At 67.0% G+C, this 12,451-nt stretch carries 12 protein-coding genes and 1 pseudogene; 6 read left to right on the top strand and 7 right to left on the bottom strand.

Translation table 11 applies throughout. The features are described from left to right. Positions 1–738, top strand: a pseudogene (locus JMF86_RS28230) (phage tail protein); the annotation flags it as partial. Positions 739–853: 115 nt separating this feature from the next. Here JMF86_RS28230 and JMF86_RS28225 read toward each other — a convergent pair. Beyond that, positions 854–2,041, bottom strand: a complete 1,188-nt coding sequence (locus tag JMF86_RS28225; protein WP_011548882.1) for a glycosyltransferase — start codon at positions 2,039–2,041, stop codon at positions 854–856. Positions 2,042–2,443: 402 nt separating this feature from the next. Here JMF86_RS28225 and ispH point away from each other — a divergent pair, with 402 nt between their 5' ends. Both ispH and hpnH read left to right on the top strand, forming a co-directional pair. Then, positions 2,444–3,385, top strand: a complete 942-nt coding sequence (gene ispH / locus JMF86_RS28220; protein ID WP_011548881.1) for a 4-hydroxy-3-methylbut-2-enyl diphosphate reductase — start codon at positions 2,444–2,446, stop codon at positions 3,383–3,385. A 12-nt stretch (positions 3,386–3,397) separates the two neighbouring features. After that, positions 3,398–4,558 (top strand): adenosyl-hopene transferase HpnH, encoded by a 1,161-nt coding sequence (gene hpnH / locus JMF86_RS28215; protein WP_011548880.1) that lies wholly within the window; start codon positions 3,398–3,400, stop codon positions 4,556–4,558. A 157-nt stretch (positions 4,559–4,715) separates the two neighbouring features. Here hpnH and JMF86_RS28210 read toward each other — a convergent pair whose 3' ends face one another. From JMF86_RS28210 to JMF86_RS28200, 3 genes are all read right to left on the bottom strand, one after another. Further along, positions 4,716–4,976 carry a hypothetical protein gene (locus JMF86_RS28210; RefSeq protein ID WP_006485063.1) on the bottom strand — a complete coding sequence of 87 codons (261 nt, stop codon included), beginning with the start codon at positions 4,974–4,976 and terminating at the stop codon, positions 4,716–4,718. 165 nt (positions 4,977–5,141) lie between these two features. Next, complete coding sequence (locus JMF86_RS28205) at positions 5,142–5,621, bottom strand: hypothetical protein (RefSeq protein WP_011548879.1); 480 nt, start codon at positions 5,619–5,621, stop codon at positions 5,142–5,144. A 223-nt stretch (positions 5,622–5,844) separates the two neighbouring features. Continuing rightward, complete coding sequence (locus JMF86_RS28200; protein ID WP_011548878.1) at positions 5,845–6,222, bottom strand: hypothetical protein; 378 nt, start codon at positions 6,220–6,222, stop codon at positions 5,845–5,847. 488 nt (positions 6,223–6,710) lie between these two features. On the opposite strand from JMF86_RS28200, the gene JMF86_RS28195 reads away from it, so the two are divergent. The 3 genes from JMF86_RS28195 to JMF86_RS28185 all read left to right on the top strand — a co-directional run bounded on the left by JMF86_RS28195 (position 6,711) and on the right by JMF86_RS28185 (position 9,026). Further along, positions 6,711–7,064 (top strand): DOPA 4,5-dioxygenase family protein, encoded by a 354-nt coding sequence (locus JMF86_RS28195; RefSeq protein WP_011548877.1) that lies wholly within the window; start codon positions 6,711–6,713, stop codon positions 7,062–7,064. Positions 7,065–7,182: 118 nt separating this feature from the next. Beyond that, a complete protein-coding gene (locus JMF86_RS28190; RefSeq protein ID WP_011548876.1) occupies positions 7,183–7,623 on the top strand; it encodes a nuclear transport factor 2 family protein in 441 nt (146 codons plus the stop codon). Continuing rightward, positions 7,620–9,026, top strand: a complete 1,407-nt coding sequence (locus JMF86_RS28185; RefSeq protein ID WP_011548875.1) for an MFS transporter — start codon at positions 7,620–7,622, stop codon at positions 9,024–9,026. Before JMF86_RS28190 ends, JMF86_RS28185 begins: the two co-directional genes overlap by 4 nt. A gap of 63 nt (positions 9,027–9,089) precedes the next feature. Here the strand turns inward: JMF86_RS28185 and JMF86_RS28180 are convergent, their stop codons facing one another. The 3 genes from JMF86_RS28180 to JMF86_RS28170 form a co-directional block, all read right to left on the bottom strand. Beyond that, entirely contained in the window at positions 9,090–9,710 is a 621-nt protein-coding gene (locus JMF86_RS28180) for a hemolysin III family protein (protein ID WP_006480281.1), read from the bottom strand. Between the two features lie 207 nt (positions 9,711–9,917). After that, a complete protein-coding gene (locus JMF86_RS28175) occupies positions 9,918–10,124 on the bottom strand; it encodes a YbdD/YjiX family protein (RefSeq protein ID WP_006480280.1) in 207 nt (68 codons plus the stop codon). A gap of 12 nt (positions 10,125–10,136) precedes the next feature. Next, positions 10,137–12,215: a carbon starvation CstA family protein gene (locus JMF86_RS28170; RefSeq protein WP_011548874.1), complete on the bottom strand. Its 2,079-nt coding sequence runs from the start codon at positions 12,213–12,215 to the stop codon at positions 10,137–10,139. Positions 12,216–12,451 lie beyond the last annotated feature (236 nt).

Here is a 12,451-nt window from a genome sequence, read left to right as displayed (position 1 = left end):
ATCACGCAGCATCACGCCGAAGCGATTGCCCAGGCCGAAGCCGCCGCGCAACGCCATGCCGAAGCAACCGCCGAAGCCGAAGCCATCACGCAGCGCCATACCGAAGCGATCGCCCAGGCCGAAGCGGCCGCGCAGCACCACGCGAAGGCCATTGCCGACGCCGAAGCGCTCGTCGAGGCCGTCGTCAAGGAAGCCGCGACGAGTGCGGTCGCAGCCACGGCGGTGACGGTCGAAGCCGTCGAGCCGGCACCGGCGGACACGCCGACGACGGAGCCGGCCGTACACGCAACCGCACCGGTCGAGGCCGACGCTGCCGAGGCGTCGACTGCGGCCGTCGAGGCCGAAACCGCGATCGTCCCGGCGGCGCAAGCCGACTCCGCGGTTGCAACCGACACCGCTGCCGCACCGGCCGACAAGGCGACGCTGCACGTCGCGCGCCCGTCCCAGAACGAACTCACGCTGACCATCAACGGCCAGTCGATCACGCTGCATCCGGAACAACTGGGCCAACTGATCGAGGAACTCGCGCACGCGCGTGCGTCGATGCAGCCGGAGCCGCCGCCCGGCATCCCGGCCGGCTGGCGTTTCGTGACGACGAAGAACCCGATGATGGCCGTGCAGAAGCAGTCGAACGGCGACCGCCTGCTGGTCGCCCGCCACACGGGCTACGGCTGGGTGCCGTTTACGTTCTCGCCGGACGTCGTGGTTCAGATGTACATGATGCTGACGCAGCGGTAAGCGCCGGCATCGGCACACGACACAGCCGAAAACGAAACAGCCCGACCGGTTCGCACCGATCGGGCTGTTTGCTTTCCGGCTGCCGGGAGGCATGCCTCCCGGGGCACACTCGGCGTCAGCGATCCACCGGCGCCTGCACGCGCGCCTTCCACTGCCCGCCCTTGCCGCGCCAGTAACGCCACGCGGACGCGAACGTCGCGCCCACATAGAACAGCGCGACGAGCGGCAGCGCGGGCGCCCACAGCGGCGAGCGCCGGTAGTAGCGCAGCATCGGCGCATACGCGGCGCACATCGACGCCCATGCGAGCCAGGCCGGCCACGCACGCGCGCCGTAGGCGAGCGCAGCGACGGGCGGCACCAGATAGATGATCGTCATCCCGAGCAGCGTGCCGGCCAGCAGCAGCGGCGAATAGTGCAGTTGCGTGAACGCGGTGCGCGCGATCATGTTCCAGATGTCGCGCCAGCTGTCGTACGGGCGCAGCGACACGCTGCGATCGGCGAGATCGAGCCGGATCGGATGGCGGCCGCTGCCGCGATGCTTGATCTGCGCGGCGAGGCTGCAGTCGTCGATCAGCGCGCCGCGAATCGATTCGATGCCGCCCGCTTCTTCCAGCGCCGTGCGCTTCACGAGCATGCAGCCGCCCGCGGCGCCGGCCGTCCGGTTGCGCGGGTTGTTGATCCACGAGAACGGATACAGCTTCGCGAAGAAGAACACGAACGCCGGAATCAGCGCCTTTTCCCAGAACGAGTCGCAGCGCAGCCGCACCATCAGCGATACGAGATCGCGATGCTCGGCCTGTGCACGCGTGACGAGCTGCGCGACGGCGTCGGGCGGATGGCCGATGTCGGCATCCGTCAGCAGCAGGTAATCGGCCGGCAGGCCGAGCGTCCGCACCGCCGCGATCCCCTGCGACTGCGCCCACACCTTGCCGGACCAGCCGGCCGGCAACGGCTTCGCGCTCAGCACCGTCAGCCGGTCGGCACGGTTGATCGCGAGCGCGGCCGCGCGGGCCGCGTCGGCGGTACCGTCGTCGCTGTGGTCGTCGACGATGATCAGATGGAAGTCGCCCGGATAGTCCTGCTCGAGCAGCGAAGTCGCCGCACGGGCGATCACGTCGGCTTCGTTGCGCGCCGGCACGACCGCCACGACGGCCGGCCAGCCGGCCTCGGCCGCCGCGCCGCGGGCTTCCGGCGGCAGCGGCCGCGCGGGCTGCGCGCGCCAGAAGCCACCGCGCGCGACGAGCAACACGATCCAGATCACCAGCGACAGGCCGGACACGAGGAAAGCGATCGCCAGCATCATCGGCCTGCCTCCTGCCGGGCGCCGGCGGGTTCGGCATAAATAGGGGTCGGGAACAAAACACCCGAAACCCCACGAGCGGAAGGGCAATACGCGTAAGAATCGACGGTCATCGAAGGGCCTTGAAATGAGCGCGATGGCGGGCAGCCGGAGCGGCCGCCGGCGAAACCGCGCAGTTTACCGGGTTCCGCGCGCGCCAGCGCCGACGCGGCTCTCCCACAATTGCAACGGTGCCGACACAGCACCAAAGCACGGACGGCCCGATAGGGTTAAAATGCGCGATTAATTCGGGGTTCCGGGGCCTGGCCGGCCGGTTCGTTCCTGCCTTCATAACATCAAGCCGGGGCGAGCAAGCGCGTGCCAGCGCCTCGAACCCCGGCGTCTGTCGTCGGAGTTCGCTCACCTATGCGAGTCATCCTTGCCCAGCCCCGCGGCTTTTGTGCGGGGGTTGTCCGTGCGATCGAGATCGTCGATCGCGCGCTGCAACAGCACGGTGCGCCGGTCTATGTGCGTCACGAGATCGTGCATAACCGGCATGTCGTCGAAAATCTGCGTAATAAAGGGGCACGATTCGTTGAGGAACTCGACGAGGTGCCGCACGGCGCTGTCGCGATCTTCAGCGCGCACGGTGTCGCCCAGACGGTCGAGCGCGACGCGCAGACGCGCGGGCTCGACGTGCTCGACGCGACCTGCCCGCTCGTCACGAAAGTGCACGTGCAGGGGCGCCAGTACGTCGCGGCGGGCCGCCGGCTGATCCTGATCGGCCACGCGGGCCACCCGGAAGTCGAGGGCACGATCGGCCAGATTCCGGCCGAGGTGATCCTCGTGCAGAGCGAAGCAGAAGTCGATACGCTGACGTTGCCCGTCGATACGCCGGTCGCGTACATCACGCAGACCACGCTGTCGGTCGACGACACGCGCGGCATCATCGAAGCGCTGCAGCGCCGGTTCACCGACATCGTCGGCCCGGATACGCGCGACATCTGCTATGCCACGCAGAATCGCCAGGCCGCCGTGCGCGAGCTGAGCGAACAGGTTGACGTGCTGCTCGTCGTCGGTGCGACGAACAGCTCGAACTCGAACCGCCTGCGCGAGATCGGCACCGAAAGCGGTGTGCCGAGCTATCTCGTCGCCGACGGCTCGGAAGTGAAGGCCGAATGGTTCGCGGGCGTGCAGACGGTCGGCCTGACCGCCGGCGCGTCGGCGCCCGAAGAAATGGTCGAGGATGTAATCGGCGCGCTGCGCGCGCTGGGGCCCGTCGATGTCGCGACGATGGCGGGCCGTGAAGAAAAAGTCGAATTCAAGTTGCCGGCGAAGCTCACGCAAGCTGTCGCCCGCGAAGTTTAAGGAGGACATCCCTTGTCTATTCCGCTGCTCCAGCAAGTCCGTGTCGGCGCCTACATCGTGCGCCAGCACCTGTCCGGCAACAAACGCTATCCGCTCGCGCTGATGCTCGAGCCGCTGTTCCGCTGCAACCTCGCGTGCAACGGCTGCGGCAAGATCGATTATCCGGACCCGATCCTGAACCAGCGCCTGTCCGTCGAGGAATGCCTGCAGGCCGTCGACGAGTGCGGCGCGCCCGTCGTGTCGATCGCCGGCGGCGAGCCGCTGCTCCACAAGGATATGCCGGAAATCGTCAAGGGCATCATGAAGCGCAAGAAGTTCGTGTACCTGTGCACGAACGCGCTGCTGATGGAAAAGAAGATGGACGACTACCAGCCGAGCCCGTATTTCGTCTGGTCGGTCCACCTCGACGGCGACAAGGAAGCGCACGATCACTCGGTGTCGCAGGAAGGCGTGTACGACAAGGCCGTCGCGGCGATCAAGGAAGCGAAGCGCCGCGGCTTCCGCGTGAACATCAACTGCACGCTGTTCAACGATGCGGTGCCGGAGCGCGTCGCGAAGTTCTTCGACACGCTGGGCCCGATCGGCGTCGACGGCATCACCGTGTCGCCGGGCTACGCGTACGAGCGCGCGCCGGATCAGCAGCACTTCCTGAACCGCGACAAGACGAAGAACCTGTTCCGCGAAATCCTGAAGCGCGGCGAAGGCGGCAAGCGCTGGTCGTTCAGCCAGTCGTCGCTGTTCCTCGACTTCCTGGCCGGCAACCAGACGTACAAGTGCACGCCGTGGGGCAACCCGGCGCGTACGGTGTTCGGCTGGCAGAAGCCGTGCTACCTGGTCGGCGAAGGTTACGTGAAGACCTTCAAGGAACTGATGGAAACGACCGAGTGGGACAACTACGGCGTCGGCAACTACGAGAAGTGCGCGGACTGCATGGTCCACTGCGGCTTCGAGGCCACCGCCGTGATGGACACGATCTCGAACCCGCTGAAGGCGCTGCGCGTGAGCCGCAAGGGCATCAAGACCGACGGCCCGTTCGCACCGGACATCTCGATCGCGAAGCAGCGTCCGGCCGAGTACGTGTTCTCGCGCCACGTCGAGATCAAGCTCGAGGAAATCCAGCGCGCCGGCAAGGGCAAGCTGCAGAAGCCGGCGAAGTCGGCAACGGCCGCTTAAGTCGCGCGTTGCGCCGCGGGAAGGTTCGCGCCTTCGCAGCGGCTGGAATCGAAAAAGCGCCACGGAGTTCATTCGCTCCGTGGCGCTTTTCGTTTTGACGGACACCGTGTGACACGTTGCGCTTGCGCGCCTGCGTGCGAGGGCGAACGTCGGTTGCCTAGCTTCGAGACTCCGCCGCGGCGATCAGTTGCCAGGCGGTCGGCCCCGGATCGAGCAGCGGGTCGGACGGCGGATCGAGATCGTGCGGATGCGCTTCCTCGGACGGCAACGTCTGCGCTTTCGCAATGCCGATTTCGTCGCCGCATACGGTGCATCGATAGATGCCCGCCACCGTCACCTTGCTGCCCGGCGGCAGATTCTCGCTGAATGCGCGGCCACTTCCGCACGTGAAGTAGCCGCCGCTCCTGTATAGCGCCATCGCTCCTCCTGACTGAAACGAATGCGTTCGCGCCGACACGCACGACCGTCGCAAACGCGAGGATGGATCCTCGTCCGGACACGCCGGGCTCCAGTCAAGTCATTAGACGGCGCGCGTCCGCGCGATGGAATGGGACGCGTATGAAACACGGCCCGTGGCAGCCCCTCAATGCAGAACGGCCGGCTCCCGCATCTTCGCCGCGGCCTGCGCGACCAGCCCCGGCTGTTCGGCAGAAGCGAACGTGCACACATGACGCCACAGCTCCGCCAGCCGATGCCGCGTGAGCGTCGCGACGCACGCGTCGTTCGCGGTAAGCACGCGTTCGAGCACCGCGCATTCGTCGTCGTGCAGCGCCCATGCGCCGCTTTGCACGGCGCGCGCCACGCTCGCGTCCAGCACGCGCTCCGCGTCGACGCACAGGTCGATGGTCGCGTCGGGAGAGACCGCATCGTCGAGCGCGAGGAACACCAGATACACGCTCGTGCGCAGCCGCATCAGCAGCGTTTCGCTACCGTGCTCGCCGCGCAGCGCGACCAGCGCCATGTGGCATTTCAGCGAGATGTCGCGGGCATGCGCGGGCGGCAGCGGCAGCAGCCATTCGCGCGTCAAAGGCGGATGGCGGCGGCCTTTTCGGGCCGCCTTCATGATTCGCCCTCGCTCGCGGACGCATCGTCCTCCCCCACGCCCGGCCAGGCGCTACGGCACACGACGGCGCCGCGGCCCGCGTCGCGCAGGGTGTTCGCCCGGCGTCGCATGCCGTGCATATCGGCGCGCCGTCGCGTCGCGCCCGCTTCCGGCAGCCTGCGTATCGCCGGCGCACGCCACACGCCGGACAATCGGTTGGGGCATGCCATGTTCGTCTCCTGCATCAAAACGTGTTCTCGCCCTTCAGGTAATACGCGGTTTTCACGAAGAACGCCTTCACCGGATGGCCGGTCTGCGCGTCGCGGGCCGCCCGCGCTTGCATCGCGGCCTTCTCGTCGGGCCACCGGTCGGGCATCGGGTTGTACACGCGTTCGAGTGCACGCTGCATCGCGAGCGGATAGTTCTGGTTGCCGGCCGTCGTCGCGCGATAGCCGGCACGCGTCATCTGCATCAGTTGCACATCGGTTTCGGCACGCGCCGCCGACCAGGTCAACGGCGCGGCATGCGGGATGTCGCCGGCACCGATCGACTGCGCAAAGGCGACGGCAGGCAGCGCAACGAGTGCGCAGGAAAGAACAGCAACGGGAACGAGGGATCGCATAATGGCCTCCAGATGGTTGTCCCCGCATCGATCCATCATCGATGCGTTGAAACCATCGTATGTCGGGCCGCATCCCGCTTGAATAGCCGAATCCGCAATTGTTATTTTCAGGTGCGGCATTCGGCGTGCGCGCCGCGTCGTTCGCGAATTCCGCCGACATGGAATTTCTTTATTTCATTCAACGACCTGATCGGATTTCTACCGACGATCCGGTGGGTACTCGCCCGGCTCTTTCAATTTCCGAAATGGCGTGTTGCCGGTGCGATGCCGGCCGGTGCGCCTGCCCGCAAGGCTCCGGCGTGATATCGCGCACGCGGATACCGCCAAAGTGATTTGATCGGATCAGCCGATTCTTCTGATGCAGGACAAATCATCCGCATCGGCTTTCCGGATTGAGACACGACGCAAGCAGCAAGGACGCGCGATAATCACGCATCGGCCGTTTCGCACGGCATCTCAGGCATTCCCTTTTTTAATCGAGTCTTTCCATGGCTGCCCTCGACACTACCGCCATCGACAGCTGGCACGCGCACGTCTATTTCGATGCGGCGAGCCGCGACGCGGCCTGGGCGTTTCGCCAGGTCGTCGACGCGCGGTTCGGCGCGGTCATCGAACTCGGCCGCTTTCACGAACGCCTCGTCGGCCCGCATCCGGCCTGGTCGTACCAGATCGCGTTCGACGCCGCGCGCTTCGACGACATCGTGCCGTGGCTCGTGCTGAACCACGGCGCGCTCGACATCTTCCTGCATCCGAATACGCACGACGAACTGCGCGACCATCGCGATTGCGCGGTGTGGATCGGCAAGTCGTATACGCTGAATCTCGACGCGCTGGCCGGCTAAGGGCCGACGCCCGACCGCCTTCGCCACGGCAGGGCATCCACGTTTCGGGTCGACGTGAAACGTCCCGCGGCGGCACGCCCCTACAGTGGTTTCCGTGATCGACTTCCGGAAACCCGCCATGACACCCGCAGACACCGACGCCAACGCCCGGCGTATCCATGAAGACTGGCACGCAGCCGTCGTCGCCCGCGACTTCGACGCGCTGATGTCGCTGTATGCCGACGACGCGGTGCTCGAAACGCCGCTCGTCGTCGCCACGCTGCCCGCGCACGGCTCGGGCGTACTGCACGGCAAGGCCGCGATCGGCGCATTCTTCGCGGCCGGCCTGCGCAATCCGGACAACCAGCTCGGGCGCTGGTACCGAACCGGGCTGTTCTTCTCGAACGGCCGCCAGCTCGTCTGGGAATACCCGCGCGCAACGCCGGACGGCGACCAGGTCGATCTCGTCGAGGTGATGGACCTGCGCGACGGGTTGATCGCGCATCACCGCGTGTACTGGGGATGGGTCGGGTTCAATGCGTTGCGGGCCGCCGCGTCGCCGTCGCCCGAACGCGCATGACGGCCGCCGTACCTGATCAGGCCGCCGCGCGCCGCGTGCTCGCCGCGACCTGCGTGAGCTACATGCTCGTGCTGCTCGATGCGTCGATCGTCAACGTCGCGCTCACCGACATCGCGCACACGTTCGGCAGCCGCGTGGCCGGTCTGCAATGGATAGTGAACGCTTACACGCTGGCGTTCGCGAGCCTGTTGCTGACGGGCGGCACGCTCGGCGACCGGCTCGGCGATCGCACCGTCTATGTGGCGGGGCTGGCCGTCTTCGTCGCCGCGTCGGCCCTGTGCGGCGTCGCGCCGACCTTGCCGGCGCTCGCGGTCGCCCGCGCGTTGCAAGGCGTCGGCAGCGCGATGCTGGTGCCCTGCTCGCTGGCGCTGATCAATCGCGCGTTCCCCGAACCGGCCGCGCGCGCTTCGGCGATCAGCGTGTGGATGGGCTGCGGCGGCATCGCGATGGCGTCGGGTCCGCTGATCGGCGGCTTGCTGATCGATCTGTCCGGATGGCGCAGCCTCTTCTTCGTGAACCTGCCGCTCGGACTCGCCGGCATCTGGCTCGGCCGAACGGTCGCGCCCGCCGCCGTCGACCGGTCGCGGCAGTTCGACTGGGGTGGCCAGGCGGCGGCCATCGTCGCGATCGGGGCGCTGATCGGCACGCTGATCGAAGGCCCGTCGCTCGGCTGGCGCTCGGCGCCGATCGTCGGCGGCGCGATGGCCAGCGTCGTCGCGTGGATCGCGTTCATCGCGATCGAGGCGCGGCGCCGCGCACCGATGCTGCCGCTCGCGTTCTTCCGCAACCGGCTGTTCGCGGGATCGACGTTCGTGTCGATGGCGTCGGCGTTCGTGTTCTACGGCTTGCTGTTCGTGCTCAGCCTGTTCTATCGGCAGGTTCGCGGCGCCAGCCCGCTCGATACGGGGCTCGCGTTCCTGCCGATGACCGCGATGGTCGCGCTCGGCGGCCTCACCTCGGGGCGGGTCGTTGCACGCTTCGGCGCGCGCGGGACGATGTGCGCGGCGTTCGGGCTCTACGCGGCGGGCGCGCTCGGGATAACGGCCATCGGCGCGACGACGCCCGCGTGGCTTGCGGTCGCGCCGATGCTCGCGATCGGTTTCGCATCGGGCTTCATCTCGCCGGCCGCGACGGCGCCGGCGCTCGGGACGATCGATCGGCCGCGCGCCGGCGTGGCGGCAGCCGTGCTGAACGCGGCACGGCAAAGCGGATCGGCGCTCGGCGTCGCAATTTTCGGCGCGTGCATCGCGACGCTGCAACCGTTCCCGGTGGCGGTACGGGTGGTGCTGACGTTGGCCGCCGGATTGTCGGTGCTCGCCGCGGCAACGTGGTGGCTGACGGCGCAGGCAGCGCCAGCAACTGCCGAAACGACCGCCCCTCTGCGAGCCGCCGCGCGCCGCTAGCGCCTTCCCCGGCGGGCACGCCGCTCGCCGGGGGTTACCGACCGGCTCGACGCCCCATGCCGCTTACGCGACATACATCGCGACACTGACGAACTGGCACAGGCTGCCGGCCAGCACGAACAGGTGCCAGATGCCGTGCCCGTGGCGAATGCGTTCGTCGTTGATGAAGAAGTAGATCCCCGCGCTGTAGATCACGCCGCCGGCCACGAGCCATGCGGTGCCGATCGGCGGCAGCGCATGGATCAGCGGACGCACGGCGACGAGCGCGAGCCAGCCCATCAGCACGTAGAGGATCATCGACAGCAGGCGGGTGCGGCGCCCGAGCGTGAGTTCCTGCACGATGCCGAACACGGCGAGCCCCCAGCTCACGCCGAACAGCGACCAGCCCCACGGGCCGCGCAGCGTGACCAGCGTGAACGGCGTATAGCTGCCGGCGATCAGCAGATAGATCGCCGCATGGTCGCATTTCTGCAGGATCGCCTTCAGGCGCGGGTTGCGCACGCTGTGATATGCCGTCGAGATCGCGTAGAGCAGGATCAGCATCGCGCCGTACACGCTGAAGCTCACCACCTTGTACGGGTCGCCTTCGAGCGCGCCCATCGTCACGAGCGCGACGAGACCCGCCACCGACAGCACCGCGCCGACGAGATGGGAAATGCTGTTGAAACGCTCACCGACATGCACGACGTGTTCTCCTGCGGTCCATCGGAAAAAGAAAGTGCCCCAATGATACCGGCGGCCGGACGCCGCCGCGCTGCGCCCGGGCAAACGGCACGCGAGCACCGTGCGATGCGCGCCGCCGGCCCGCCAAAGAAAAAGCGCCGCGACATCCGTCGCGGCGCTTTCGTTTCGATACCGGGCTGATTCATCAGGTCATTGCAACGGCCCGGTTCAGCAACACTTCCCCGCTCCCGAGCCGTACCGCGCATTCTGACGCTCGCGGAAGAATTCCTCGTACGTCATCGGTTCGCGGTCCGGATGGGTTTCGCGCATGTGCGCGACGTAGGTGTCGTAGTCGGGCAGGCCGACCATCAGCCGCAACGCCTGCCCGAGGTAACGCCCCGCGCTGCGCAGGTCGCTGCCAAGATCGCTGAACATCGCGGCCTCTCCTCAACGTCCGCTGCCGAGCGCCTGCGCGGCCGGCATCGCTTCGTACGGCGTCTCGCGCACGGTCGGCTTCGACTCGCGGCGCGCGCGCAGCACGGCGATCACGCCGTACACCGCGATGGCCACGACGACGAAGATGAACAGCCCGGCCAGCGCCGCATCGATGTAGTCGTTGAAGATGATCCGTTTCATCTGCGCGATCGACTTCGCCGGCGCGAGCACCTTGCCTTCGTCCACCGCGGCCTGCAGCTTCGCGGCGTGCGCGAGGAAGCTGACCTTCGGGTTCGCGTCGAAAATCTTCTGCCAGCCGGCCGTCAGCGTGCAAATCAAGAGCCATGCGGTCGGCACCATCGTGACCCACGCATAGCGCTCGCGCTTCATCTTGAACAGCACGACGGTGCCGAGCACCAGCGCGATCGCGGCGAGCATCTGGTTCGAGATGCCGAACAGCGGCCACAGCGTGTTGATGCCGCCGAGCGGATCGACCACGCCCTGGTACAGGAAGTAGCCCCACGCGGCCACGCACAGCGCGGTGGCGACGAGGTTCGCGGGCAGCGACTCGGTGCGCTTGAGCGCCGGGTGGAACGTGCCGAGCAGATCCTGCAGCATGAAGCGGCCCGCACGCGTGCCCGCGTCGACGGCCGTCAGGATGAACAGCGCCTCGAACAGGATCGCGAAGTGATACCAGAACGCCATCATCGCTTCGCCGCCGATCACCTGGTGCAGGATGTGCGCCATGCCGACGGCCAGCGTCGGCGCGCCGCCCGCACGCGCGATGATCGTCGTTTCGCCGACGGCCTTGGCCGTCTGCGTCAGCATGTCGGGCGTCAGCACGAAGCCCCATTGCGTGACGGTGTTCGCGACCGCTTCCGGCGTCGAGCCGAGCACCGCGGCCGGCGCGTTCATCGCGAAGTAGATGCCCGGTTCGATCACGCACGCGGCGACCAGCGCCATGATCGCGACGAACGATTCCATCAGCATCGCGCCGTAACCGATGAAGCGCGCATTGGTTTCGTTGTCGATCAGCTTCGGCGTCGTGCCCGACGAGATCAGCGCGTGGAAGCCCGACACCGCGCCGCACGCGATCGTGATGAACAGGAACGGGAACAGGTTGCCCGACCACACCGGGCCCGAGCCGTCGACGAACTTCGTCAGCGCGGGCATCTTCAGTTCCGGTGCGACGACCAGGATGCCGATCGCGAGGCCGAGGATCGTGCCGATCTTCAGGAACGTCGACAGGTAGTCGCGCGGCGCGAGCAGCAGCCACACCGGCAGCACCGATGCGACGAAGCCGTAGCCGATCAGGATCCACGTGAGCTGCGTGCCGCTGAACGTGAACCACGCGGCAACCGCCGGCGAGGCGGCCACGTTCTGGCCGAACGCGATCGCCGCCATCAGCCCGATGAAGCCGATGATCGACACTTCGCCGATGCGGCCCGGACGGATGTAGCGCGTATAGACGCCCATGAACAGCGCGATCGGAATCGTCGCGGCGACGGTGAACGTGCCCCACGGCGAATTGGTCAGCGCCTTCACGACGATCAGCGCGAGCACCGCGAGGATGATCACCATGATCAGGAACGCGCCGAACAGCGCGATCACGCCGGGCACCGTGCCGAGCTCCATCTTGACGAGGTCGCCGAGCGAACGGCCGTCGCGACGCGTCGAGATGAACAGCACGATGAAATCCTGCACCGCGCCGGCGAACACGACGCCGGCCAGAATCCACAGCATGCCGGGCGTGTAGCCCATCTGCGCGGCGAGCACGGGGCCGACCAGCGGCCCGGCGCCGGCGATCGCGGCGAAGTGATGGCCGAACAGCACGTACTTGTTGGTCGGCACGTAGTCGAGGCCGTCGTTGTACTTGACCGCCGGCGTCATCCGCAGCCCGTCGAGCTGCATGACCTTGCTGGCGATGAAACGGCTGTAGAAGCGATACGCGATCAGATACACGCAGACTGCGGCGATCACGATCCAGAGGGCACTGACGCGCTCGCCGTGCGCGAGTGCGATCGTGCCGAATGCGAACGCGCCAAGCAGCGCGACCGCGATCCATAGCAGGGTACTGGAAGCCCGATTCATGGCGTCTCCTGGTCTCCAATGTGTTTTTGAGTGGATGCGGCGAGGGGCCGAACCCGCGTGACGTCGATGCGTCGTGCCGCAGCCTCGCGGAGACCGCAGCGATGGGCCGTAGTATTCCGCGCGACGGGGGCCACTTACAAGCGGATAACTACGTATGACGATCTACGTAGAATTACGTAGAACGTTTGGCGTGTGCGCGCTGTCGGCGTTGGTTTGCATAAATTTGTTCCCAAAGA

The organism is Burkholderia sp. E168m15 (genome assembly GCF_016586105.1).
Lineage (GTDB): Bacteria > Pseudomonadota > Gammaproteobacteria > Burkholderiales > Burkholderiaceae > Burkholderia > Burkholderia orbicola.
Note: the sequence above shows the minus strand (reverse complement) of the source record. Positions and strands in the feature narration are given on the sequence as shown.

Bases quoted from the DNA above. Each gene is read 5' to 3' on its own strand.
- JMF86_RS28225 (WP_011548882.1), bottom strand. From the start codon at position 2,041: ATGATGCTGGCGATCGCTTTCCTCGTGTCCGGCCTGTCGCTGGTGATC.
- ispH (WP_011548881.1), top strand. From the start codon at position 2,444: ATGCGAGTCATCCTTGCCCAGCCCCGCGGCTTTTGTGCGGGGGTTGTC.
- JMF86_RS28210 (WP_006485063.1), bottom strand. From the start codon at position 4,976: ATGGCGCTATACAGGAGCGGCGGCTACTTCACGTGCGGAAGTGGCCGC.
- JMF86_RS28205 (WP_011548879.1), bottom strand. From the start codon at position 5,621: ATGAAGGCGGCCCGAAAAGGCCGCCGCCATCCGCCTTTGACGCGCGAA.
- JMF86_RS28200 (WP_011548878.1), bottom strand. From the start codon at position 6,222: ATGCGATCCCTCGTTCCCGTTGCTGTTCTTTCCTGCGCACTCGTTGCG.
- JMF86_RS28195 (WP_011548877.1), top strand. From the start codon at position 6,711: ATGGCTGCCCTCGACACTACCGCCATCGACAGCTGGCACGCGCACGTC.
- JMF86_RS28190 (WP_011548876.1), top strand. From the start codon at position 7,183: ATGACACCCGCAGACACCGACGCCAACGCCCGGCGTATCCATGAAGAC.
- JMF86_RS28185 (WP_011548875.1), top strand. From the start codon at position 7,620: ATGACGGCCGCCGTACCTGATCAGGCCGCCGCGCGCCGCGTGCTCGCC.
- JMF86_RS28175 (WP_006480280.1), bottom strand. From the start codon at position 10,124: ATGTTCAGCGATCTTGGCAGCGACCTGCGCAGCGCGGGGCGTTACCTC.
- JMF86_RS28170 (WP_011548874.1), bottom strand. From the start codon at position 12,215: ATGAATCGGGCTTCCAGTACCCTGCTATGGATCGCGGTCGCGCTGCTT.